The organism is Streptomyces sp. NPDC127068, from assembly GCF_042724695.1.
In the GTDB taxonomy this organism is placed as follows: Bacteria; Actinomycetota; Actinomycetes; order Streptomycetales; family Streptomycetaceae; genus Streptomyces.
In genome coordinates this window covers 83,898-106,858 of record NZ_JBHXEN010000002.1, presented here as the reverse complement: position 1 = coordinate 106,858, position 22,961 = coordinate 83,898, and the positions used below count along the sequence as shown (strand labels likewise).

The following is a 22,961-nucleotide window of genomic DNA, read 5'->3' as shown; positions in this document are numbered from 1 at the left end:
GGTCCGGTACGGGCCGTGGGCGCAGCGTCGCCCCCCCGCGGTCCGGTTCGCGGCGCTTGGGGTGATCGCCCGGGTGGGCGCCTCGGCACCCACCCGGGCGATCACCGCCCGTGGGTCAGCCCGCCTGGGCGGTGAAGGCGGGCAGATAGCCGCCCGACTGGCCCGCCGCGGTGGGGTGGTAGGAGTGGAGGACCGGCAGGGCGACGCTGTGGAGCCAGGAGTCGCCCGAACAGATCTCATGACCGGTGAACGCCCCCCGCACGTCGGCGAACCGGAAGCCGGCCGCTGCGGCCCGCCCGGAGATCACCGTGTTCAGGTGGTCGGAGGCCGCATTGATCGCCGACCGTTCCCGCTCGCTCAGACCCACGACGCACGTACCGTTCAACCGGTAGAAGCGCGGATAGCCGGTCACCACGACACGCGCCGAGGGCGCCTCGTCACGGACCGCCGCGTAGGTGCGGTCCAACTTGCCCGGCAGGGTGGACGTGACGTACGCACGGGCCTGGTTCACCCGTGCCACGCAGGTGGCCTCCGAGTGGAGGACACAGGTGGTCATGACGTCCGCGAAGCCGGCGTCGTTGCCGCCGACGCTCAGCGACACCAGCCCGGTCCCCGGTCCCAGCGCGGCCAGCTGCGAGGCGAGCACCTCGTCGGTCCGTGCCCCGGAGCACGCCACGAAGGCGAAGGACGAGGGCGCCTGGGCCGCGGCCCACAGCTGTGGATACGCCTTGGTGCTGCGCTTGCAGGCGCCACTGGAGCTGAGGTACGAACCCGCGCCGACACCGGAGGCGTACGAGTCGCCCAGCGCGGCGTAGGCAGGGCGGTCTGCCGCCGTGGCCGCAGGTGCGACGGCCAGGGTCAAGGCACCGCCGACGAGTACCGCGATCGCCCAACGGGCGTATCGGAACGGTTTCACGGATCTCCCTAGGGTGGGCGCGCCGGAGCGCCTTCGGGCATGCCGGAGGAGGTCGCCCAACACGGGTTTCCCGGCGCGTGGTTGAGTGGGGCAGGCATTGACTACCAGCAAGTAGGTACGGGTGTCGACGGCCCCCGCGCCACGGTGGGAGCGCTCCCGGAGGCCGTGGCGAGGGGGTGCGCCACGGCCTCGCCACGGCCTCCGGACACCCGTCGCGCGGACGTCGGGAGCGCGACACCGGGCCTCGATGCCCGACCGGTGACCAAGGTCCCGCCGAATCAGGTCCTTTTCCTCTGGCCCGATTCCCCCGGACCTTCTGATCCCGCTGGTTCTTCCGGAATTCAACCGGGCACCCCGGTTGGCAAAGGGCCGCGCCCGGCCGACGGTCGGTCGTTTATCGGTCTGTTATCCGTGGAGGGAGATCCGGCGCGATGGTCACCGCGGACAATGGAGGTACCGGAGGTGGCCCACGTGGGAACCGAGCAAGTCGCCCGACAGACACGCGGAAGCCATCGCGTGAATTTCCGACTCCAGGGCTCGAATTCGCCCGACCCCGCCTGGCGGGAGGGATATCCGTACACCCGGAAGATGCGCCGCCGCGACTACGAGAAGGCCAAGCGCGCCCTCCAGATCGAGTTGATCAAAATGCAGCGCTGGGTGAAGGAGCACGACGAACGACTGGTGATCGTCTTCGAGGGCCGGGACGCCGCGGGGAAGGGCGGCACGATCAAGAGGTTCACCGAACACCTCAACCCCAGAGGAGCCCGGGTGGTGGCCCTGGAGAAGCCGACCGAACGCGAGCGCACCCAGTGGTACTTCCAGCGGTACGTGGCACACCTGCCGAGCGCCGGCGAGATCGTCCTGTTCGACCGGTCCTGGTACAACCGGGCCGGAGTCGAGCGGGTCATGAACTTCTGCACCGCCCGCGAATACCTTGAGTTCATGCACCAGACGCCGGACTTCGAGCGCATGCTGGTGCGGGACGGAATCCATCTGGTGAAGTTCTGGTTCTCGGTGTCCCGGGCCGAACAACACCAGCGGTTCCAGAACCGGCACAACGACCCGATCAGACAGTGGAAACTGAGCCCGGTCGACCTCGCGTCCTTGGACATGTGGGATGCGTACACCGAGGCGAAGGAACTCATGCTGTTCCACACCGATACCGCGGACGCACCGTGGATCGTGGTGAAGAGCAACGACAAGAAACGCGCTCGGCTGGAAGCGATCCGGCACGTCCTGCACCGTTTCGACTATCCGGACAAGGACCTGGCCGTGGTCGGAAGGCCCGACCCGCTCGTGCTGGGGCCGGCGTCCCGCGTGTTCGAACAGGGGGAGGGCGGCGGCCCGGCGACCGACCGCGAGGCGCCGCCCCCGGTGCAGCCGCCGAGCCCGCGGTCGGCGCCCGACCGACCCGGCGGCCGTTCGCTTCGTCCGGGGAGTTCGTCACATGGTGCCGAAGACGGCGGCGCGCAGTCGGCAAGAACCGCCGACGACGTGGGTACCGTGCGTGCCTAGAGTCGAGTTCGTCGCACCGAGCGGGACGCGCTCTCTTGCCCCGGAGAACGCGACCGGCACCGTGCGCAACTACCGCTCCCCGGACGACGCGACGGCTCCCCCTGTACAGCCGTCGCCGTCGCCCTCCGGGAAGAGCGGTTCCCGCAGGGCGGCCCCCCGGCGCCTGGTTCGGCTTGGCGCCGGGCGGAGCCCTGCTACCGGTGTCGGCCGGCCCTCCCGCCGGCCGGCACCGGCTCCTAGCGCACGCTGCGCGCGTACCCCGGGTTGAGCCCCCCGAGGCCGTCCTCCCTGACCGGGTCCCCGCCCCCCGCCACATGGACCACCGTGCCCCCGCCCGTCCAGACCCCCACCCGTTGACGGTCCCCGTGGAAGAAGAGCAGGTCCCCCGGCCGCAGACCGGGGAGGTCCAGTGGGTCCAACGGGGTCCCGTACCGGATCAACGCCTCCATCGCCGTGGGCAGTTCGACTCCGGCCAGCGCCCAGGCCGCCCGGGCGAGCCCCACCCCGTCGTAGGCCACGGGCCCCCGGGCACCACGCACCGACGGCTTGCCCACCTGCGCCAAGGCGAAGTCCACCACGTGCAGCGCCCACGGGGCGCCCGGCTCCCGGCCGACGTGACCGAGGGGCGGTGGTACCCACAGGCCGCCCTGGGCATGCGCGGGCGGCACGTCGGGCCGCCCGGTCACGTCCACGGCCGTGCTCCCACGAGCGAGGACGAAGCCCCCCGCGGCCCGGCCGGTCCGCCTCGGCCGGGCCGGCGCCGGCGTACCCGCGCGGGCGGCCCGCACCAGCAGGAACGCGGCACGAGCCAACCGCTGTTGACTGTCCGCCTTCCGGTCCCTCAGCAGGGCGCGCAGTCCGCCGTGCGGGTCGTACGGGGAGGGGGCGGCGACCGGTTGCCCACCCCCCGGCAGGCAGGGGGGCCGCTGCTCCTCCGGCGGGCCACGCGGCGCCTTGCGGCGCTGCTCTTCGGAGCGGGCCGCCGGGGGCCGGTACAGGGCGGCGACCCGCCTGGACACCTCATCGGCGAGGCTCTGCTCGGCCGGCGAGCGCGGTGGGGAACCCGCCCGTAGGGGTTCGACGACAAGGGGGTGCTCGGGTACGCCTCTTCGGGTACGCCTGCTGCGGCGCGGGGACAAGTCCGAGGTCTCCTTCCGCCGTTCCCCCTGCGGAGACCGGCCGGGGACGCGAACCCTGCCCCGGGAGCCGCGTCCAATGATCATGGTGTGTGCGGCGCAAGGATAGCCACAGGCAGCCGCCGGTACGACGTCCGCCCTCCGGCCTCCGGCTCGGCGGACGTCACCCCGCCGCCGGCGCGTCCGCGGACCCGGGCTCCGCGGATCGCCGGAGTCCGGGATCACGCACAGGGGTGATGAACGGCGCGCGCACCCCGGCCGTATGGAGGTGGCGAAGGACGTTCACCCGACGGGAGACCCTGTGACTCGGTCAGCGAAACCACGCCGACGACGCCTGGACTACCCCCGCGCGGGGCGGACCGGGCCGCGTCGCTGGTTGCCCTCCTGGCGTCAGCTCCTGGCGCTGACCTTCCTGGTCTGCACGGCGCTCGTCTGCGTGGTGGCCTACGTGTACGTCACCGTACGCGTCCCCTCGCCGCACGAGTTCGCGCGCGCCGAGGCCAACACCTACTACTGGTCGGACGGCAGTCACCTGGTCAGCGTCGGTTCCGTCAACCGGGAGAGCCTGCCCCTGGCGCAGATTCCGCGCGGCCTCCAGAACGCGGTGATCGCCACTGAGAACGCGTCGTTCTACTCCGACCCCGGGGTGTCGGCGAGCGGGGTGCTGCGCGCGGTGACGAAGATGGCGAGCGGCGAAGAGGTCCAGGGCGGATCGACCATCACCCAGCAGTACGTGAAGAACACCTTCCTCAGCCAGGACCAGACGATGACGCGCAAGTTGCGGGAGTTGTGCCTGTCGGTGAAGCTCACGCGGACGGTGTCGAAGCAGGACGTGCTGGAGGGGTACCTCAACACCAGCTGGTTCGGTCGCGACGCGTACGGCGTGCAGGCTGCCGCGCACGCCTACTACGGGAGGGGTGCGCTGCACCTCGATCCGAGCCAGTCCGCCTTCCTGGCGGTGCTCCTCAAGAACGGAAGCCTGTTCGACCCCGCGCGCGGCCCGGCGCACCGGGAGCGGGCGGAGCGGCGTTGGCGCTACGTCCTCGACCGGCAGCGGGACCTGGGGTTGATGTCCGCCGCCGAACGCGACCAGTACACCAGGTTCCCCGAGCCGCTGCTCCCCACGCGGGCCAACGCGCTGTCCGGGCAGATCGGTTATCTGGTCGACGTGGCGAACAAGGACTTCCACAGGCGCACCGGGATCTCGCCGGAAGAGCTGGGTCGCGGTGGGTTCCGGATCGAAACCGCCTTCGAGAAGGACAAGGTGGCGGAGTTGGACGCGGCGGTGGCGGACGCGGGGCGCGAGGCGGTCGGCCGGGAAGCGGTCCAGGTCGGCGCCGCGTCGATCCGCCCCGAGGACGGAGCCGTGGTGGCGGTGTACGGCGGGATCGACGCCACCCGGCGCTTCACCAACAACGCGGACACCCGGGGCGTTCCGGTCGGCTCGGCCTTCCTCCCGTTCGTCCTGGCGGCGGCCCTGGAGCACGGCGTCCGCGGCACCGAGCGCGCCGGAGCCGACGGAAGGGCTCGGACACCGGTGTCCCTGGACACCCGCTACGACCCGCTCAACGGGGCGCTCCCGCCACCGTCTGCCGGCAACCCCCTGATCCGCCCGCCACTGGCCGGGACCCCCCTCCGCTCCGCGCTGGCCAGCGCGGACCAGCGGGTCTACGGTCTCCTGGCGGCCGATACCGGACTGCGCACCGTCCGCGACACGGCCGTGGCCGCGGGGCTGCCGCGGGAGAGCATGGCCCCGCTCGACGGGGGTCTCGTCACGGGGACGTCCACGCCCAGTGCGATCCGGCTGTCGGTCGGCCTGTCAACGTTCGCCCGCGGGGGGACCCGGCCGGAACCGTACTCCGTGGTCCGGGCCTATCGCCGTGGCGCGGAGGTCAGCGGACTGGAGGGCTCGTCCCGTCGCCGGGCGGTCTCGACGGAGACGGCGCGGCAGGTGTCCGACGCGTTGCGCGACACGGCGGTCGACGTGCTGCCGGCCGGGACGCATGCCGCCCTGGGGCGAGTGGCGGTGACCCGTACGGGCGCGGGGGACCGGGTCCCCGCGGTGTGGTTCGCCGGGTACACGGACCGCTTGGCCACGTCCGTGGTGCTGTTCCGGGCCCGCAAGAGCGACGGCGCGCTCCTGCCGGTGCCCGACGCGGACGGATCGTCGCGGGCGGCGGGGACGACGCGGATCCCCCAACGCGTCTGGACCCGGTACATGACGGCCGTGAACGGCTGAGGATCCGGCACGACGCGGTGGCGGACCGCTGGCGGGTGAGGCGATTCAGCGCAGCGGAACGCTCACCGTGATGGTCTTGCCCCGCGAGGAGACGCTGACGCCCCGTGTCCCGGCGATGGCGCACACCATCGGCCAGCCGTAGCCGCCCTCTTCGAGTCCGTCCCGCGGCCGGGCGACGGGGAGGGCCACGCTGAGGTCGGAGACCGCCACGCAGATCGTTTCCATGTCGGCGGTCACGGAGAGGGCGGTGAGCCCGCCACCGTGCCGGATGGCGTTGGCGACCAGTTCGTGCGTGACGAGCACGGCGTCCGCGATCGCATTGTCGTGGGGTGGGGGATCGAGTCCCTGCAGGAGCCGGTGGGTGAGGGCCCGTGCCTCGTCCGCCCGCAGGGGGCAGGGGGGCTCGCCACCGGGCCGCCCGGCGACCGGGTGGTCGGCGGGGTACCCGGCGTGGGGGAACGGCTCGCACGGATCGGTCACAGGACTCACCTGACTTCGTCGGACGGAATGTGGGGCACGGTGGAACACACGCTGCCCGCCGGGCTCCGCGCCGATCCGCCGTTCCCTCCTTCGTCTCTCACCGCACCTAAAACCTACTTTATGAAAGGTATAAGGGAAATGGTCCAAGGTCCCTCGGTCACCTCATCGGGGGTGCACCGCTGTGATCATTGTCTCCGCGCTGCGCCTCCCTCACCTGGAGCGCCTGCCCCGCGCGAAAGCCCCTACCAGCGAGAACTCCGCGAGACACCTCGGGGGGCCGCCGAGAGCGGGCACCCCGTGACGGGGATCGCACCCCTGGCGCACCGAACCGGTCGGCCGCCGAAGGGCCGCCGCGACGCGGAAGCCTAGGGTGCCGCGCATGATCACACCGGAGAACGTCCAGCACCCCGGTCAGGCCCCGGGCCCCGGTGCGGCATCCGGCTGCTGCGCCCCGGGTGGGACGAGCCGCGCGGACGTCGGTGCGGACGAGGTGCGCCTCCCCTTCGAGATGACGGTCCGCGAGGTCCTCAGCACGGTGGCGCTGACGGGTGCCCGTGTGCTCGCGGGAGCACACGGGCTGGAGGCACGGGTACGGCGCCTGGGCGTCGGCCACCCGCCGTACCCGTCAGGCACTCCGGAGCCGGGCACCCTGTTGTTCGTGTCCGACCGCGCAGCCGTTCCGCCGCCCGCGGGGAGCAGCGTCCCGGGCCCGGCGGCCGTGCTGGTGACCGCCGGCGACGGCCCCCCGGGCGAACGGCCGGTGCGGGAGCCCTCACCGGCGGGACGGTCCGCCGTCCCGCTGATCCTGCTTCCGGGGCGGGACTGCCCCGCCCGGGCGCTGGGACGGATCGCCGCGGAGCTGTTCGACCGGCACGCGAAGCAGCTGGAGCGGGCGGAGGCCGCGCACCGCGCCCTCGACGCGGTGCTCCTGGCCGGCGGAGGGTTGGGGGCGGTGGCCGAGGTATTGGCCGCCGCCCTGGACGGCACCGTGTTGATCACCGCGGCCGACGGCCGGGTCCGCGTGCGCCGGGACTCTCCTCGCGGATGCCTTCCGCTGCCGGACGGTCTGCTCAAGGAGCGGACGCCCGGGCCCGCCCCGCGGCCCGGACAGCGCCCCCCGGACGGGGTCGGCGCGGTGCCGGTGCGCATCGGCGCCGACCCGCAGGGTCGCGTGCTGCTGGTGACCGGCGGCAGGGCGCTGGACGGCGGGGACCTGCGCATCCTGGAGCGCGGGGCGGCGACAGCGGCGCTCGTCATCGTCGGACGGCACTGCGTCGCGACCGTCGAGCGCCGGTACCAGGACGAGCTCCTGCGCGAGGTCCTGACGGGGCGGGGCGAGGACCAGCACCGCGCGGTCACCCGCTGCGCGGACCTCGGGTGGGACTTGGAACGGCCGCTCGCCGTCGTGGTGATCGAACGCGAGGCGGATCACCGGCCGTACGACGATCCGCGTTCCTTGCAGGGGGAGTTCGTGCGCGCGTGGGTCGCAGCGGCCCGCCGACGGGACAGCGGTGCGGCGGTCGTCGGGTACGGAACGGAAGTCGTCGTCGTCACCGGGGCCGGCGACCGTGCGTCGGCGCTCGACGGTGCGCGGCTGATGGCGGCGGAGGTCGCGGCGGCCCCCGGCCCCCCGCACCGTTTCTGCGGCGGGGTGAGCCGGGTCACGCAGGACCCGACCGGCTTGCCGGAGGCATATCGACAGGCCCGCAAGGCGGCGGCGGTCACCCGACGCGCCCACGGTCCGGGAACGATCGGCGACTTCGACGGGCTGGGGCTCTTCCGCCTGTTGAGCCTGGTACCGGATCCGGGCGAGTTGACCGACTTCGCGCGGACGACGTTGGGGGAACTGGCCGAGCCGGAGCGGGCTGACGGCGATGACCTGCGCGCCACGCTCACGGCCCTGTTGGATTCGAACCTGAACGTCGCGGAGACCGCCCGGGCCCTGCACTTCCACTACAACACCCTCCGCTACCGAATCGCCAAGTTGGAACGTCTCGTCGGGCCGTTCACCACCGACCCCGAGCTGCGGCTCAACCTCCGGGTGGCGCTGAAGATCCTGCGGATGGGCAGGCCGTGACCCCGCCGGCGGTTCCCCTCCCCCGGCCGGGCACGCCCTCCCGGCCCGGCCGGATCGGGACCTTCGGCACTGCTCACGGGCGGGTGGCCGCTCCTACCCTGAAGGCATCCGGGGTCGATGACACGGCGACCTCCCGGAACACCACTCGACTCGTGCACCGCACCGTCCGGTGGAACCGTTCCCGGGGCGCCGCCAGGCGGCCGTTCCCGTCCCGGCCAGGCCCCGGCGCATCCGGACGGCCCGTCCCCACGGAGCACCGAATGGGCCCCCTCACCCCCTCAGGACTCGCCCACTGCGGCGACACCGTACGGAACACCGTCGACTCGCTGTTCACCCCGCTCACCGATCTGGGCCACGTCGTGGCCGCCGCGTTGGCCACGACCGCCGCACGGGGGCGCCAGCACCTCGCCCACGACCTGCGGTTCGTCGGAGCGCACGCCCGCGCCCTGCTCCGGTCCCGTGCGGGTCCCCTGCTCGGGACCGGGGTGGTGGTGGCGCCCGGTGTCCTGCGCGACTCGCATCTGCACCTGGAGTGGTGGGAGCACCGCGACGGCGTGGTGGCCCCCTGCTGCCGGACCTCGACCCCGACAGCGACCACTACTACGACTACACCGGGCTGCGCTGGTTCACCGTGCCGCGGGACCAGCGCCGCCCCACGGTGTGCGGCCCCTACGTGGATCTGCACGGCAGCGACTCCTACGTCTTCACGTTCGCCCTGCCGCTGACCGTTGCCGGCGAGTTCTTCGGTGTCGTGGCCGGGGACGTCCTGGTGAGCACTCTGGCGCGGCTCCTCGTCCCGCCCCTGTTGCAGCTGGGGGGCGAGGCCGCCGTCACCAACGAGGAGGGCCGTGTCATCGCCACGACCACCCCTTCGTTGGCCGTCGGCGCCCTCGCCGCGACGCCACCCGCGGGCGGACGGCGGTCCGGCTTGCGGGTGGCCGGTGCCGAGTGGAACGTCCTCCACCTCCGACCCTCCCCCCACGCCGGATGAGCATCCCCCTGAAGGCGCTCCTGGACTGCCGCGCCCTGGGGCTGACCCTGCGCACCGGGGACCCGGACGCCGCCGTGTCCTGGGCCCATGTGAGCGAACTCGTCGACCCCACCGCGTACGTGGAACCGGGCACCCTGCTGCTCACCACGGGGCTGGGGCTCGGCCGAACCAGCCGGCGGTGGGGCGAGTACGCCCAACGACTCGTCCGCGCGGAGGTGGCCGCCCTCGGCTTCGGGGTCGGCCTGCGACCCGACGGGGTTCCCGAGGCGCTCGTCGCAGCCGCCGGCCGCCTCGGGCTGACGGTCGTCGAGGTGGCCGAGTCCACCCGGTTCGGTGCGGTGGTGCGGGCGGTGTCGGACCGGCTCGCCGCCGCCGGCCGGGCCGAGCAGCAGCGGACGACGGAGGCGTACCGGCACCTGGTGCGGGCGGCGCTCAGTTCGCCCGCGCACCGGTCCGTGGTCCGCCGGCTCTCCGAGCAACTCGACGCCTGGGTGGTGCTCCTGTCCCGTGAGGGGCACCTGTTGGCCGGTTCCCCGGAACACGCCCGCAGGCACGCCGAACGCGTACGGCTGGAGATCACGCAGCGGCCGTGGGCGCACGGCGCGGCCTTCGACCTGGGCGCGACCCGGGTCATCACGGTTCCCGTGGGCCGGGCCGCGCGCCCCGACGGTGTGCTGGCGGTGGGCCGTACGACACCCCTGACCGGATCCGATCGGGCCGTGCTCGGCGTGGCCGCCGACCTGATCTCCCAGGAGATCTCCAGGGCAGCCGAGTTGCTCGCGAGTGAACGGCGCGAACGGACGACGGTGCTCGGGTTGCTCCTCGCCGGAGCGACCGGGTCGGGAGAACGGGCGGCGGAGGCACTGGGCGTCCCCCTGCCCGAGGCGCCGGTGCGGATGGCGGTGCTGCACTGCGCCGACTCGCCCCACCGGGACCTGTTGGAGGCCCTGGAGAGCGAACACAGCCTCCAGATCGCCTCCGCGCTGGTGGCGCAGGAGCGTCCGGGGAGGATCGCGGTGGTGGTGCCCACGGTGGAAGGCGCGGTCGGCGTGCTGCACCAGGTGGTGGCGTCGGTGCCGGGCTCCTACGGAGTGGTCGGCGACCCGATGCAACTGGACGAACTCGGCGCGTCGTGGCCCCGGTTGGTGACCCTGCTGGACACCGTGCCCCCGAGCGCCGGCGAACGGCTCCTGCTCGCCTCGGAGGTGGCTCGGGTGGGTTTGCTCTCCCACCTCAGCGGGTCGGTGGCGCGCGGCTGGGCCACTGCGGTGCTGGGGCCGCTCCAGCACCCGGACGCCGGGCGGATCGACCTGCTGGCCACGGTCCGGGCGTTCCTCGCGCACAACGGCAACACGGAGGCCGCGGCACAGGCGCTGGGCATCCACCGCCGTACCCTCGCCTACCGCCTGGGACGCGCGGAGACCCTCCTGGGCAGGTCGTTCTCCGACCCCGGGCTCCGCGCCGAACTCTGGCTGGCCCTCACCGTGCACGGAGTCTGATGGCGCGCTCCGCTGCGCGCTTCGCGCAACGGGTCGGCAGACCTTGCGCACATCGCGCATGTACCGGGAACGGGGATGCCCGCACTCTGGTGGCCACCGGGGCTGTGGACCGACCCGATCGGCTCCGTTCAGCCCGCGCCCCTCCCGACTGGAGCGATGCCATGCCCCAATCCGCCCCCTCACCCCCCGCCCTGGAGGTCTCCTCCGTCGACGATCCGCGCGTGGTGCGGGAAGCAGCCACCGAGGACTACTCCACCCACGTCGTTCCGCACTCGTGGCGGGCCGGACGCTGGTCGCTGGCGATGGCGTGGTGGGCCCTGTTCTCCGCGATGTTCTGGCTGTACATCGCGGCGGCCTCGGCGGACGCGGTCGGTACCCCCGCCACGCTCGTCGGCATGGGCCTGACGATCGCCACCTACGGCGTGGTCAATCTGGTGCTCTCCCGGTACGCGTCCCGCACCGGCCTCACGGTCGCCCTGCTGTCCCGCCGCCTGTTCGGGCTGCTGGGCTCGGCCCTCGCACCGCTGATCTTCGCGGCGACCGCCCTCTACTACGGGGTGTTCGAAGGGTCCATCGTCGCGGTCGCGTTCCAGAAGTACTTCGGCGGCGACATCAGGATCTGGTACCTCGTCGTCGTCGCCTACGCGCTGCCGCTGGTCATCGGCGGGGTGCGCACCTGGCTGGACAAGCTGAACGGGCTCCTGCTGCCGTTCTACGTCGTCGGCCTCGTCGCGGTGCTCGTCGCGGCCACCGCCGAGCGGGGGTACCCCGAGGACTGGCTGGCCTCCACCGCCTCGTCGAGTGCGATGCCCGGCTGGCTGACGTCCTACCTGATCTACATGGGCGTGTACATCATGATGATGTACACCGTCGACTACGCCCGGCTGGGGCGGGTCGAGGACCAGCGGTTCCACGGCACGGTGACCTTCGGCTGGGTCTTCTACCTCTTCACCTTCGGCGTCAACGGGCTCATCGGGATCTACCTCCTGCGGGCCTGGGACATCGTGGGATCGGAGACCGGCGTCGTCGACGCCTTCATCAAGTCCCTCGGCTTCGTGGGCGTCCTGGTCATCTTCGTGTCGCAGACCAGGATCAACACCGCCAACTACTACCTCGCCTCGACCAACCTGGAGGCGTTCGCAGCCCGGGTGCTACGGCTGCGGCTGCCCCGGGTCGTGTGGGTCGTCGTCTGCGGGGTGATCGCCTACCTACTGATGCTCACCGACGTGCTGAGCTACCTGCTGCAAGCCCTCGCCTGGCAGGGCGTGTTCGTCACGGCGTGGGTGGCCATCGCCCTCGTGCACATCGCCCTGCGGGGCGCCGATCGTGACGGGCTGCCGGAGTTCCGCCCGCAGCGACTCGCTCCGGTCACGGCCGGTGCGGGTGCCTGGCTGGTGGCCGCCGCGGTCGGGATCGCGCTCACCGAACAGTCCGCCAGCCCGGTCCTCGCCCAACTCGCCCCGCTGATCACCCTCGCCCTGGCCGGGGTCCTGTACGCGGCTGCGCTGCTGCTCGCCCCGAGCCCGGTGCGCAGGCGCGGAGGCGACCCGCGGGACGAGGTGGCGGACGTCTGGGAGACCCGCATCCGCTGCCACGCCTGTGACCGCGCGTACGTCGCCGTGGAGATGGACCGCGACATCCGGTCCGGAGAGGCGATCTGCTCCGCCTGCGCCGCGGAAGCCCGCCCGGTCACCGTCCCCCCGACCCAACGGAAGGAGTAGTCGTGTCCGCTGTCATCACCCGTCGCCGCGCCGTCGGCGACACTCCGCGCATCGTGTACCGGGCCGCCGGCGACCGCCACGTGCTCGTCGAGTACGGGGAGCTGGCCCTCGACCTGGAACTGAACTTCTACGTCACCGCCGTCGCGGCGGCCCTCGCCGCACGACGGGTGGCGGGACTGGTGGAGGCCGCGCCCGGCTTCCGCTCCCTGCTCCTCCACTACGAGCCGACCCTGATCGGTCGCGACGCCCTCGTCGACGTCCTGGAGGACGTGCACGGCGCCCAACCACCGGTGCGTTCGCTGACGCTCCCCAGCCGCCGGATCACCCTGCCCATCGCCTTCGACGACTCGGAGAGCCGGGAGTCGGTCCGCCGCTACGCCACGACGATCCGCCAGGACGCCCCGAACGTGCAGGACGGTTCCAACATCGACTACATCGTCGAGTACAACGGGCTCGGCGGGCGGGAGGACCTCTACGCGACGATCACCGGAACGGAGTGGTGGAACGCGTACACCGGATTCTTCCCCGGCCTGCCGTTCATGTACCCGCTCGACCCGCGCAACGCCCTGACGGTGCCGAAGTACAACCCCACCCGGACCTGGACCGCCGAGGGAGCGGTCGGCATCGGTGGTCCCTGCGTGGCGATCTACCCCGTCGCGTCCCCGGGCGGCTACCAGCTGTTCGGACGCACCGTCCCGGTCTACGACGTCCTCGGGCGGCACGACGTCTTCCGGGGCGACCCGCTGCTGTTGCGACCCGGGGACCGGGTGCGGTTCCTGCGGGTGAGCGAGGACCAACTCCTCGCAGCCCGCAGGGACGTGCTGGAGAACCGGTACGAGTACATGATCGAGGACGACCCGTTCCCGGTCGCCGACCACCAGGCGCGGATGGACGCGGTGCGGGACGAGGCCGCCGCCCTGCGCGCGGAACGCGACGCGGCCGCCGCGCGGACGGAGGTGCCCTGATGTCCGGCACCCAAGCGGTCTTCGACGTGGTCTCCCCCGGCCTGCAGACCCTGGTCCAGGACCATCCCGGGCGCCGGGGCCTCCAATCCAAGGGCTTCTTCCCGGCGGGGCCCGTCGACCCGGTGTCCTTCCGGATCGCCAACGCCCTCGTGGGCAACGCCGCGGACGCGGCGGCCCTGGAGATCCCCATGGGCAGGCTGACGGTACGGGTGCTCGCGGACACCGCGATCGCCGTCACCGGAGCCTCGGGGGCCGAGCCCACCCTCAACGGCACGCCCGTCCCGCTGTGGCAGACCGTGCCGGTACGGGCGGGCGACGAGGTCGTCTGCCCCACCGTGAAGGGCCCCGGTTTCCGCCTGTACCTGGCGGTGGCCGGGGGTGTGGACGTCCCCCTCGTCCTGGGGTCACGCGCCACCTACACCATGGGCGGCATCGGAGGCGTGGAAGGACGCGCCCTGGCCAAGGGGGACGTCCTACGGGCCCACCGGGTCGCCGCGCCCGCACCGCTGCGGGTGCCGGACGCGCTGCGCCCCGTCATGACCAACACCTGGGAGATCGAGGTCATGCGCGGGCCGCACGCCGACCCGGACTTCCTCACCGAGGCCGACTGGCGCGACCTCGTGGGCCGGGAGTGGAAGGTCGACCTCAACTCCAACCGGGTGGGAACCCGTCTGAACGCCCACCGCTTCACGTGGTCCCGCTCCTCCGGCGGGGTCGCCGGCGGTCACCCGTCCAACATTCTCGACGGCAGCTACCCGATCGGCGGCGTCAACACCAACGGGGACGTGCCGGTGATCCTCGGCCCGGACGGCCCGACCGCCGGCGGGTTCACCGTCGTCGCCACCGTGGTCCAGGCGGGGCTGTGGAAGGTCGGCCAACTCAGGCCCGGCCGGGACACCATCCGCTTCCGCGAGGTCGACCTGGACGAGGCGCTGGCCCTGGCCGAACGCCTCGACTACACCACCGACGCACGACACTACGAGGAACTGTGATGCGGCACGTCGACCCCGGTCCCGCGCCCGTCCGGGAGGAAACCATGATCCGATCGCTTCTGGTGGCCAACCGGGGTGAGATCGCCCGCCGCGTCATCCGGACCGCCGGGCGACTGGGCATCAGGACCGTCGCGGTGCACAGCCCCCATGACGCGCAGTTGCCGTTCGTCAGGGAGGCGGACGAGGCGGTCGCCCTGGCCGGCAACACCCCCGCGGAGTCCTACGGCAACGCGGACGCGGTCCTGGCCGCGGCGCGCGCCACCGGCGTCGAGGCCGTCCACCCGGGCTACGGCTTCCTTTCCGAGAACGCGGACTTCGCCCACCGGGTGCTGGCCGCAGGATTGACCTGGGTGGGGCCCTCGCCCGAGGTCATCGCCCTGATGGGCGACAAGAGGAACGCCCGCGACCAGGCCGTGGCCGTGGGAGTGCCCGTCGCGCCGGGCACCTCCGAGCCGCTGGCCGACGAGGGGGCGGCCGTGCAGGCGGCCCGGACCGTCGGCTATCCGCTGATGGTCAAGGCCGCCGCGGGCGGCGGCGGCATGGGCATGGCCGTCGCCCGCGACGAAGTGGAACTGCGCGCCCAGTACCGGGCCGTGGTGGCGTTCGCCTCCCGGCTCTTCGGCGACCCCGGTGTGCTCCTGGAGCGGTACTACCACCGCGCCCGCCACATCGAGGTCCAGATCCTGGGCGGTGCGGACGGCGAGGTCCTGGCCCTGGGCGAACGCAACTGCTCCGTCCAGCGGCGCCACCAGAAGCTCGTGGAGGAGAGTCCTTCCCCCGCGCTGGACGCCGCCTTGCGCACCCGGATGCTCACCGCCGCCGTGACGCTGGGGCGAGCGGTGGGCTACCGGGGCGCGGGAACCGTCGAGTGCCTGGTCCACGGACCGCCGGGGCAACAGGACTTCGTCTTCCTGGAGATGAACACCCGCCTCCAGGTCGAGCACCCGGTGACCGAAGCGGTCTTCGGCGTGGACCTGGTGGAGGAGCAGCTCCGAGCGGCTTCCGGGTTGGCGCCCACCCCCGGCCTGGGTTCCCGCACACCGGTCGGACATGCGATCGAGTTCCGCGTCAACGCGGAGGACCCGGTGCGGTTCCTGCCCGGGCCGGGACGCGTCACCAGGTGGCGGGAGCCGGTCGGGGAGGGCATCCGGGTCGACGCCGGCTACGCCGAGGGCGACACCGTCACCCCCGCGTACGACTCCCTGATGGCCAAGCTCGTCGTGCACGCCGGGACGCGTGCGGAGGCCCTTGCCGTGGCGGCCGGGGCGCTGGCCGAGTTCGTCGTCGTCGGCCCCCGCAGCACCCTGCCGTTCCACCAGGACCTGTTGGGCCGCAGCGAGTTCGCCCGCGGCACCTACGACACCGGAATCGTCACGCAGATGCGTGCCGGCGACCCCAGAAGGTGAGTCGACATGACCCAGCAGATCACCGCCGACCTGGTGGCCAACGTATGGAAGGTCCTGGTCAGCGAAGGCACCGTCGTCGCGGCCGGTGACACCCTCGCGATCTTGGAGTCCATGAAGATGGAGATCCCCGTCCACGCGGACGGCGCCGGCACCGTGACCCGGCTCGCCGTTGCCGAAGGCGACGTCCTCGACGAGGGCGATCTGATCGCCGAGATCGACTGAGAACGGAGCACTGCGCCATGACCACTTCCCTCTCCCTCCCCGCGACCCGCCCCGGCGTTCTCGTCGACCGCCTGCCGGGGGCCGCCCTGCGCGACGTCCTGCTGGTCCTCGGCGGGGCGACGGTCACCGGGCTCAGCGCCCAGTTCGCGTTCGTCACCCCGCTCAGCCCGGTCCCATTCACCCTCCAGACGCTGGCCGTGCTGCTCACCAGCACCGCCCTCGGCGCCGCTCGCGGTGCCGCTGCGATGGTCGTCTACCTGGTGGCGGGGGCGGCGGGAGTGCCCTGGTTCGCCGGGCACTCCCACGGCGTCGGCGCGCCCACCTTCGGTTACGTCGTCGGGTTCGTCCTCGCCGCGGCCCTCGTGGGGCGGTTGGCCGAACGCGGCACCGACCGGCGCTGGGGCAGCACCCTCGCCGTGATGGTGGCCGGCAACGCCGTGATCCACACCGTCGGCGCCACCTGGCTGGCCCTGGCCACGGGTCTCGACGTCCAGCAGGCGTTCGGCCTCGGCGTCGCGCCGTTCCTGCTGACCGACGCCTTGAAGATCGCCTTCACCGTGGGCGCACTCCCCCTCGCCTGGCGGCTGGTCCACCGCGACTGACCCCGTGTGCCCGCCCACCCGGGCGGGCACACGCCGCAAGCCCCCCGCACCGTCGACTTCCTGCACCCCTCACGGAGCACGCCATGACCCTCACCATCAACGCCGACATGGGCGAGTCCCTCGGCATCCACTCGTTCGGCAACGACGAGGCCCTCCTCCCGTACGTCGACACCGTCAACGTGGCCTGCGGCATGCACGCCGGGGATCCGAGCGGCATCGCCCGTACCGTGCAGCGGGCGCTCACCGCCTCCGTCACCGTGGGCGCCCACCCGGGGCTGCCGGACCTCGTCGGGTTCGGGCGCCGTGAGATGGCGCTCGACACGGACGAGGTGCGTGACCTGGTCCGCTACCAGGTGGGCGTCCTGTCCGCCTTCCTCCACGCGGAGGGCGGCGCACTCCACCACATCAAGCCGCACGGCGCGCTCTACGGCATGGTGTCGCGCCGGGAGGACCTCATGGACGCGGTGTGCGACGTGGCCGAGCAGTACGGGGTGCCGGTGTTCGGCCTCGCCGGCACCGCACACCAACGCGTGGCTGAGCGCCGGGGCATCGGTTTCGTCGCGGAGTTCTACCCGGACCTCGACTACCAGGACGACGGCACCGTCGTCGTACGACGGGTGAGCGCCCGCCCCGACCTCGACGCGGTCGAGCGGAAGGTCCGCCGGGCGCTGGACGAGGGCCTCACCACCTCGGTCCACGGGCAGGACGTCGAGGTGACGGTGGAGTCGATCTGCGTCCACTCGGACATACCCGGTGCTCCGTCGGTCGCCGCACGACTGCGTGCGGTGCTCGGCCCCCGGCCCGTCCGGTAGGCCCTCCACCGCGCCCCTACGGGACGGTACGCCCGCGGAGGGGGGCTCACCGGGCGGACCGGCGGACCGGCACGCGGACCGCTCAGTCGTCCTCGGACATGCCGCTCGCCCGGGCGATGCCCTCCACCGTCTGTTCGTCCTGCTTGCGCTGGTGCTGCTGGGCGTCGAGCCGGTCCCGCATCGCGCGCAGCCGGTCCGGGTCGTCGGCGACGTCCGGGGGCACCAGCGACATCGCGGCCTTGACGTGCTCGCCGTCACCGAGGCGAGCGACGACGCGGTCGGCCCGGTCCTCGTGGCCCGGCTCCATCGCGCCGAGCAGCCCGAGGAGGTTGAGCAGCTCGTGCTGCACCTCTTCGGTGAAGAGTTCCTTCTCGGCGGGTTCCAGATCGAGCCGGAACCGACCGCCGCCGGCCTTCACGTACTCGCGGATGATCTCCATGAGGAGGGTGTACTGATCGTGCGGCATGCGGACCCGGAGCGATTCCACGTAGAGCGCGTACCGGGCCCGGACGATCGCGCCCGGGTCCACGGGCTCCTCTGCGTCGGCCATGCTGGACTCTCCCCCTCCAACGGTTCGGATCGGGCGGTCGGTTCCGCCGGCAGCGGATGCGGTCGGCGGCGCACTCGCGCCCTGTGCCCCGCGCCCGGCGCCACCGGTGTGCGACACCCTGCCCCGACCGTACAGCAGGACGTACAGCACGGATGCGGATTCACCGCGATCCCCCCGGCGGGGGTCCGGGTCTGCGGTCGTGGTGGTCGAGCAAGCGGGTGAGCAACTGCACGAACTGCTCGCGTTCGGCCGGGTCCAGCGGGGCGAGCAGCTCGTCGTGGAGGACGTCCAGGACCTGGTCGAGGCGGCGCAGCTGACGGCGGCCCCGGGCGGAGATCGTGATGACGTTGCGGCGCCGGTCGGCGGGGTCCGGTGTCCGTTCGACGAGGTCGCGCTCGGCCAACTCGTTGAGCACGCCGACCATGTCGCTGCGGTGGATGCCGCTGCGCGCGCTCAACTCCGCTTGGCTGCCCGGCCCGTACTCCTGGAGCGAAGCGAGTACCGCGTAGTGCCACTTGCGGGCGTCGACCCGGGCCAACCCCTCGTTGACCAGTCGGTCCGACCGGGTGGACAGCTGCGACAACAGTCGGCTCGCCCGTCGACGCAGTCGGTCGGGCGTCCGCGACGCGCCGTCGCCGGGCAGGTCCCCGACTCCAGGTCCGATCATGGCGCACATCCCGCCCATTGCCGTTGGCCCGACTAACGATATACGGTCGCTCGCGCCGATAATGTTAGTGCCACGAACGTTGATGGAGCGTACTCCCAGGAAGGAAGAACGTGCCCACCAGGACACTGGAGATCCCCACCGCTGACGGTCGGTCCGACGCCTTCGCCGCCTTCCCCGACCGCGGCGAGCGGCACCCCGGGGTACTGCTGTACACGGACGTCTTCGGCGTGCGGCCCGAACTGGAGCGCAGGGCCCGCGAACTGGCCGCGCACGGTTACTACGTACTCGTCCCCAACTTCCACTACCGGCACGGCCCGGCACCGGTGGTCGAACTCCCCGAGCACATCGGGGAGGACCTACGGCCCGCGCTCGTCGCCCGGCTGATGCCCCTGGTCCAGGGGCACACCACCGAGCACGTCCTGCGCGACGCCGACGCCTACCTCAGGTTCCTCACCACCCGGCCCGAGGTCAGCGCCGGGCCCGTCGCAGTGATCGGGTACTGCCTCGGCGCCGTCCTGGCGGTGCGCACCGCAGCGGCCCACCCCGACCTGGTGACCGCCGTCGCCGGGTTCCACCCCGGTTTCCTGGTCACCGAGGCGCCCGACAGCCCGCACCGCCTGGCCTCCGAGCTCAACGCCCGATTCCACATCGGCCTCTCCGAGAACGACATGTCGTCCGAGGCCGTCAAGGAACTCGACCGGGCGCTCGATGCCGCGGGCGTCGACCACTCCATCGAGATCTACCCCGGCACCGTCCACGGTTTCACCATGTCGGACACCGACGCCTTCAACCCCTCCGGGCTCCAGCGGCACTGGGACCGGCTGCTCCCCCTCCTCGACCACTCCCTGACCGGCCGCTGAGACTCCGGCCCGGCATCACGCCCGGTGCGGGGAAGGTCCGATCTCGGCGAAGACACCGACGAGTCGTCGGACCAGGGGTGCTGCGGCGGGGTGGGGGTCACGGTCCGGGGTGACGGTGTAGATGCCGCGGGTCGGCGGATCGACGAGGTCCGCCGTGACGACGTCGCTCCGTAGCGCACGCGTCAGCGTTCCCGGTATCAGCGCGATGGCGTGACCGCTGGCGACCAGGGCGATCTTGCCGAACAGATCGGCTGCGGCCAGGTCGATGCGGGCGCTGACTCCGGCGCGGGCGGCGTGTTGGCGCAGCAGCGCCGCCGATCCGTCGTTGTCCTCGACCCAGGTCTGCTCGGCCAGCGCCGCGATGTGCAACGGGCCGCGGCCGGCCAGCGGATGGCCGACGGGCAGGACGACGACCATCTCGTCAAGACCGAGGAACCGTCGGACGACCGTTGGGTCCTGGGGCAGTCCGGGCGGTGCGTCGGTGACGACGGCGATGTCGAGGTCACCGGTGACCACCCGGTGGTGCAGGGGTGCGCTCAGTCCGGGGGCCAGGCTCCAGGGGACGGCGCCGACGTCCGCCAGGAGGCCCCGGATGGCCTCGGGAACGATTCCCGCGGCCAGTGCGGGGGTGGCACCGACGGCCAACGGGCGGTGGAACGTGCCGTCACGGAGGTCCCGTACCGCGCGGACGGCGCGGTCGGCCTCGTTGAGCGTGGCCAGGGCGTGGTGCCGGAACACCTCGCCGGCAGGCGTCGGACGCACTCCGCGCGCATGGCGCTCCACCAGGGGCACCCCGAGCTGCCGCTCCAGCCCGGCGATCTGTCGGGACACGGCCGACTGGGTGTGGTGGAGCTCGACGGCCGCCGCCGACAGCGACCCGAGTCGACACACCGTCACGAAGGCTCGCCACACGGCTAGTTCCATCACGTCAGTATGCCCGGCAGGTATGCGTGTCCCACAGGGCTGTCCTGCGAAGTGTGCGCTTGTCGCAGTCGGCGTCCTGCACCACGCTGGCGCTCATGGACACACCGCACACGATCGCCGTCCTCGGCCTGGGGCGCATGGGTCACGCGATCGCGACCCGACTCGTCGCCCTACACTGGGACGTCATCGGCTGGACGCGTTCCGGGCGCACCTCGGGAACGGTCAGGACGACCGGCAATCCGCACGAGGCCGTGGCGAGGGCGGACGTCGTGCTCCTGGCACTGTTCGACGGCCCCGCCTGTCAGCATGTCCTCGACGAGGTCCGTGGCTCGCTGCGCACGGGGGTGACGGTCCTCAACACCAGCACCGTCGGCCCCAACGAGGCAGCGGAGCTGGCCCGACGAATCGGCCCGTCCTACGTCCACGCGCCGGTGTTCGGCTCGGTCACGGCCGCCGCCGCCGGCACCCTACGGTTCCTCGCCGCCGGTGATCCGCAGGCAATCGACCGGGTCGGACCGGTTCTGGAGACGCTGGGCACGGTGTGCCGCGTGGACGACGCCGCGGGCGCCGCCGCACTCAAACTGATCGCCAACCACAGCCTCGCCGGTGCCGTCCTCGCCCTGCGCGAGGCGCTGCGGCAGGCCGATGCCCTCGGCCTGCCACGGGCCCGGGTGCTGGACGTCCTCGAACGGGGCCAGCTCGGGGGGCTGGTGGCGCGCAAACGCCCCTTCCTCACCGACCCGCCGGCCGCGGTCACCGCCGAGTTCACGATCAGCGCGCTCGTCAAGGACATGGCCCTCCTGGCCGACGCGTCGCCGACCCCCCTGCGCAGCGCAGCCGGCCTGGTGGACGCCCGTACCGACCCCGGGGCGGACTTCGCCGTCGCCGCCACGGTCCCCGCCGTGGCGGACGCCGTGCTCGAACCGCTCCGCGCCTACGTCCGCGGGCACGCCACCGGCGATCCCGTCCACTTCCGCACGGCGTTCCTGGCCGGCGCCCGCATCGAGGGCGTCCGGGACGGCGCCTTCCTCTCGTGGACCCTGGACGAGTACGGCGCGCTCTTCCCGGGGCGACCGGCGGTGGACGAACCGACGCGTTCGCGCCGCATCGACTCGATCGAGGTGCACGGCACCGTCGGGACCGCGACGATGACGCTGCGGCACGGCCCGGACACCTTCACGGACGTCTTCCTCCTGGTCCGCGTCGACGGCGGTTGGCGCATCGCCAACAAGGTCCACCACCGACACCCCTGAGCGGCGGGGCCGGGAGTTCACGGCCGGCGGCGTTCGTCCTCGGTGCGGGCGAGGAAGAACGCCCGTACGTCCTCGGCGAACAGCTCGGGCACCTCCATCGCGGCGAAGTGCCCCCCGCGCGCGAACTCCGACCAGTGCCGGATGTCGTACAGCCGCTCGGCCAGCGGGCGCACCGACAGCGTGATGTCGTGCGCGAACACCGCCACGCCGACCGGTACCGGGCACGGCGCGGTCTGCCGCGGAGCGTCGTGGTGCAGCCGCGCCGAGGAGGCGGCAGTGGCGGTCAACCAGTAGAGCGAGACGTCGGTGAGCATCCGTTCGTCACCGACCGGCGTACGGGGGTCCGTCCACTGGGCGAAGCGCTCGGCGATCCAGGCCAGTTGGCCGACGGGCGAGTCGGTCAGCGCGTAGCCGATGGTCTGGGGGGTGGCGGCCTGGAGCGCCTGGTAGGGCGGGCGGTTGGCCATCAGGTGCCTGACCCGGTCCAGTCGGGCCTCGTCGGAGGCGGACAGTTCGAGGTCGGCATCGGGGTCCGGCCTGGTCGGCAGGTAGTTGACGTGCACCCCGACGACCCGATCGGGTGCCACCGCGCCGAGCGCCGTCGAGACGGCCGCGCCGAAGTCGCCGCCCTGCGCCCCGTAGCGCCGGTACCCGAGTCGGTGCATGAGCCGGGCCCAGGCCCGGGCGATGCGGACGACGTCCCAGCCGCGCTCGTGGGTCGGTCCGGAGAAGCCGTACCCCGGTAGGGACGGGATCACCAGGTGGAAGTCGCGCGACAGCGGTTCGATCACGTCGAGGAACTCCAGGAAGGAACCGGGCCAGCCGTGGGTGAGGACCAGGGCCAGCGCGTCCGGCTTCGACGAGCGGACGTGGACGAAGTGGATCCGCTGGCCGTCGATCTCGGTGGTGAAGTGCGGAAGCCCGTTGAGCGCGGCTTCGTGTGCGCGCCAGTCGTAGCCGGTGCGCCAGTGCTCGGCCAGTTCCTTGAGCCGTGCCAGCGGGAAGCCGTAGTCCCATCCGGCGTCGGCGACCTCGTTGGGCCAGCGGGTGCGCGCGAGCCGTTCGTCGAGGTCGTCGAGGTCGGCCTGCGGGACGTCGATGCGGAACGGCTCGATCATGGTCTCCACTCCGGAA

22 protein-coding genes are annotated in these 22,961 nt (G+C 72.6%); 14 read left to right on the top strand and 8 right to left on the bottom strand.

Features of this window, described 5'->3' with window-relative positions; all coding sequences use genetic code 11:
• Positions 1-115 precede the first annotated feature (115 nt).
• Positions 116-916: an SGNH/GDSL hydrolase family protein gene (locus ACFWIA_RS01820; protein WP_386999373.1), complete on the bottom strand. Its 801-nt coding sequence runs from the start codon at positions 914-916 to the stop codon at positions 116-118.
• A gap of 516 nt (positions 917-1,432) precedes the next feature.
• Here ACFWIA_RS01820 and ppk2 point away from each other — a divergent pair.
• Positions 1,433-2,431, top strand: a complete 999-nt coding sequence (ppk2, locus tag ACFWIA_RS01815; RefSeq protein WP_386999371.1) for a polyphosphate kinase 2 — start codon at positions 1,433-1,435, stop codon at positions 2,429-2,431.
• A 236-nt stretch (positions 2,432-2,667) separates the two neighbouring features.
• On the opposite strand, the gene ACFWIA_RS01810 is transcribed toward ppk2, so the two are convergent.
• The gene (locus ACFWIA_RS01810; protein WP_386999369.1) at positions 2,668-3,570 is read right to left on the bottom strand and encodes a hypothetical protein; all 903 of its coding nucleotides are present in this window, start codon (positions 3,568-3,570) and stop codon (positions 2,668-2,670) included.
• A gap of 373 nt (positions 3,571-3,943) precedes the next feature.
• On the opposite strand from ACFWIA_RS01810, the gene ACFWIA_RS01805 reads away from it, so the two are divergent.
• On the top strand, positions 3,944-5,806 hold the full coding sequence (locus ACFWIA_RS01805) for a transglycosylase domain-containing protein (RefSeq protein WP_386999367.1): 1,863 nt from the start codon (positions 3,944-3,946) through the stop codon (positions 5,804-5,806).
• Positions 5,807-5,851: 45 nt separating this feature from the next.
• On the opposite strand, the gene ACFWIA_RS01800 is transcribed toward ACFWIA_RS01805, so the two are convergent.
• Positions 5,852-6,286 (bottom strand): ATP-binding protein, encoded by a 435-nt coding sequence (locus tag ACFWIA_RS01800; protein ID WP_386999365.1) that lies wholly within the window; start codon positions 6,284-6,286, stop codon positions 5,852-5,854.
• A gap of 379 nt (positions 6,287-6,665) precedes the next feature.
• Between ACFWIA_RS01800 and ACFWIA_RS01795 the strand changes: the two genes are divergently transcribed.
• Entirely contained in the window at positions 6,666-8,363 is a 1,698-nt protein-coding gene (locus ACFWIA_RS01795; protein WP_386999363.1) for a PucR family transcriptional regulator, read from the top strand.
• A gap of 278 nt (positions 8,364-8,641) precedes the next feature.
• Here the strand turns inward: ACFWIA_RS01795 and ACFWIA_RS01790 are convergent, their stop codons facing one another.
• Positions 8,642-8,884, bottom strand: coding sequence for a hypothetical protein (locus ACFWIA_RS01790; RefSeq protein ID WP_386999361.1), 243 nt, complete (start codon positions 8,882-8,884; stop codon positions 8,642-8,644).
• A 14-nt stretch (positions 8,885-8,898) separates the two neighbouring features.
• Here ACFWIA_RS01790 and ACFWIA_RS01785 point away from each other — a divergent pair, with 14 nt between their 5' ends.
• The 9 genes from ACFWIA_RS01785 (at position 8,899) to pxpA (ending at position 17,573) form a co-directional block, all read left to right on the top strand.
• Complete coding sequence (locus ACFWIA_RS01785; protein ID WP_386999359.1) at positions 8,899-9,354, top strand: cache domain-containing protein; 456 nt, start codon at positions 8,899-8,901, stop codon at positions 9,352-9,354.
• Entirely contained in the window at positions 9,351-10,853 is a 1,503-nt protein-coding gene (locus tag ACFWIA_RS01780) for a PucR family transcriptional regulator ligand-binding domain-containing protein (RefSeq protein ID WP_386999357.1), read from the top strand. The genes ACFWIA_RS01785 and ACFWIA_RS01780 overlap by 4 nt, the downstream gene beginning before the upstream one ends.
• Before the next feature lie 161 nt (positions 10,854-11,014).
• Complete coding sequence (locus ACFWIA_RS01775; protein ID WP_386999355.1) at positions 11,015-12,574, top strand: purine-cytosine permease family protein; 1,560 nt, start codon at positions 11,015-11,017, stop codon at positions 12,572-12,574.
• Positions 12,575-12,576: 2 nt separating this feature from the next.
• The gene (locus ACFWIA_RS01770) at positions 12,577-13,539 is read left to right on the top strand and encodes a carboxyltransferase domain-containing protein (RefSeq protein ID WP_386999353.1); all 963 of its coding nucleotides are present in this window, start codon (positions 12,577-12,579) and stop codon (positions 13,537-13,539) included.
• A complete protein-coding gene (locus tag ACFWIA_RS01765) occupies positions 13,539-14,531 on the top strand; it encodes a biotin-dependent carboxyltransferase family protein (RefSeq protein ID WP_386999351.1) in 993 nt (330 codons plus the stop codon). The genes ACFWIA_RS01770 and ACFWIA_RS01765 overlap by 1 nt, the downstream gene beginning before the upstream one ends.
• Positions 14,532-14,575: 44 nt before the next feature.
• Positions 14,576-15,937 (top strand): acetyl/propionyl/methylcrotonyl-CoA carboxylase subunit alpha, encoded by a 1,362-nt coding sequence (locus tag ACFWIA_RS01760; RefSeq protein ID WP_386999349.1) that lies wholly within the window; start codon positions 14,576-14,578, stop codon positions 15,935-15,937.
• Positions 15,938-15,943: 6 nt separating this feature from the next.
• Positions 15,944-16,159, top strand: coding sequence for a biotin/lipoyl-binding carrier protein (locus tag ACFWIA_RS01755; RefSeq protein WP_386999347.1), 216 nt, complete (start codon positions 15,944-15,946; stop codon positions 16,157-16,159).
• A 17-nt stretch (positions 16,160-16,176) separates the two neighbouring features.
• Positions 16,177-16,761, top strand: coding sequence for a biotin transporter BioY (locus ACFWIA_RS01750; protein ID WP_386999346.1), 585 nt, complete (start codon positions 16,177-16,179; stop codon positions 16,759-16,761).
• A gap of 83 nt (positions 16,762-16,844) precedes the next feature.
• The gene (gene pxpA, locus ACFWIA_RS01745) at positions 16,845-17,573 is read left to right on the top strand and encodes a 5-oxoprolinase subunit PxpA (RefSeq protein WP_386999344.1); all 729 of its coding nucleotides are present in this window, start codon (positions 16,845-16,847) and stop codon (positions 17,571-17,573) included.
• 82 nt (positions 17,574-17,655) lie between these two features.
• On the opposite strand, the gene ACFWIA_RS01740 is transcribed toward pxpA, so the two are convergent.
• Together ACFWIA_RS01740 and ACFWIA_RS01735 are read right to left on the bottom strand one after the other, a co-directional pair.
• Positions 17,656-18,123 carry a hypothetical protein gene (locus tag ACFWIA_RS01740; RefSeq protein ID WP_386999342.1) on the bottom strand — a complete coding sequence of 156 codons (468 nt, stop codon included), beginning with the start codon at positions 18,121-18,123 and terminating at the stop codon, positions 17,656-17,658.
• 160 nt (positions 18,124-18,283) lie between these two features.
• The gene (locus ACFWIA_RS01735; protein ID WP_386999340.1) at positions 18,284-18,790 is read right to left on the bottom strand and encodes a MarR family winged helix-turn-helix transcriptional regulator; all 507 of its coding nucleotides are present in this window, start codon (positions 18,788-18,790) and stop codon (positions 18,284-18,286) included.
• Positions 18,791-18,900: 110 nt separating this feature from the next.
• Here ACFWIA_RS01735 and ACFWIA_RS01730 point away from each other — a divergent pair, with 110 nt between their 5' ends.
• On the top strand, positions 18,901-19,650 hold the full coding sequence (locus tag ACFWIA_RS01730; RefSeq protein ID WP_386999339.1) for a dienelactone hydrolase family protein: 750 nt from the start codon (positions 18,901-18,903) through the stop codon (positions 19,648-19,650).
• Between the two features lie 15 nt (positions 19,651-19,665).
• Here ACFWIA_RS01730 and ACFWIA_RS01725 read toward each other — a convergent pair whose 3' ends face one another.
• Entirely contained in the window at positions 19,666-20,574 is a 909-nt protein-coding gene (locus ACFWIA_RS01725; RefSeq protein ID WP_386999337.1) for a LysR family transcriptional regulator, read from the bottom strand.
• Between the two features lie 95 nt (positions 20,575-20,669).
• Here ACFWIA_RS01725 and ACFWIA_RS01720 point away from each other — a divergent pair, with 95 nt between their 5' ends.
• Positions 20,670-21,827, top strand: a complete 1,158-nt coding sequence (locus tag ACFWIA_RS01720) for a nuclear transport factor 2 family protein (protein WP_386999335.1) — start codon at positions 20,670-20,672, stop codon at positions 21,825-21,827.
• Between the two features lie 17 nt (positions 21,828-21,844).
• Here the strand turns inward: ACFWIA_RS01720 and ACFWIA_RS01715 are convergent, their stop codons facing one another.
• Entirely contained in the window at positions 21,845-22,945 is a 1,101-nt protein-coding gene (locus ACFWIA_RS01715; RefSeq protein WP_386999483.1) for an epoxide hydrolase family protein, read from the bottom strand.
• Between the last annotated feature and the right edge of the window lie 16 nt (positions 22,946-22,961).